The 961-nt window shown below is 34.1% G+C and carries 1 protein-coding gene; it reads left to right on the plus strand.

Going from position 1 to position 961, the window contains the following annotated elements; translation table 11 throughout:
* On the plus strand, positions 1 to 961 hold a 961-nt coding region (locus tag F0000_RS27440; protein WP_149627874.1), incomplete at both ends, for an amino acid adenylation domain-containing protein.

Below are 961 nucleotides of genomic sequence, written 5' to 3' on the forward strand. Positions count from 1 at the left end.
GGATTTGGTAGGTATTTGTTTGGATCGTAGTTTAGAGATGATCGTAGGGATCTTAGGTATTTTAAAGGCAGGAGGAGCGTATGTTCCTATAGATCCGGAGTATCCAAAGAATCGTATTGATTATATGTTAACAGATGCAGGGATTACCATCATATTAAGTAGCGTAGCATCTAGATCTGTATTGGGGGATAGAACAGGACTTGAGATTATCCTGTTGGACAATGATTGGGGATTGATAGCTAAGGAATCAGAAATAGCATTAGAAAGATTGGCTTCTCCAACGGGCTTAGCTTATGTGATTTATACTTCTGGTAGTACGGGGAAACCAAAAGGAGTGATGATAACACACCTTAATGTAGTCAGATTATTCAAACACGAGAATTGTTTATTTAATTTTACAGGAACAGATGTTTGGACTATGTTTCATTCGTTTTATTTTGATTTTTCAGTTTGGGAATTATTTGGCGCTTTGTTGTTCGGAGGGAAATTAGTTATTGTTCCAAAACACATTACAAAAGACTTGAAATTATTTAAGAATTTATTATTATCTGAAGGAGTTACAATATTAAATCAAACTCCAAGATCCTTTTATATGCTTCAAGAAGAATTCTTTTTAAATTTAACCAATCACAATCTAAGATACGTCATATTTGGAGGGGAAGTGTTACATCCTAACCAATTAAAAAGGTGGAAACATAGCTACCCATCGACTAAGTTAGTCAATATGTATGGAATTACAGAAACTACGATACATGTTACATACAAAGAAATTACAAAAAAAGAGATTGAGTCTTCGATTACTACTATAGGTTCTCCAATTCCAACATTAGCTAATTACATTTTAGATTCAAATGAGAATCTACAGCCCATAGGTGTAGTTGGAGAATTATGTGTTTCGGGTTCAGGCTTAGCCAGAGGTTATCTAAACAGAGTAGAATTAAGCAGGGAGAAATTTATTGTT

Source organism: Aquimarina sp. RZ0 (assembly GCF_008370685.1).
GTDB lineage: Bacteria > Bacteroidota > Bacteroidia > Flavobacteriales > Flavobacteriaceae > Aquimarina.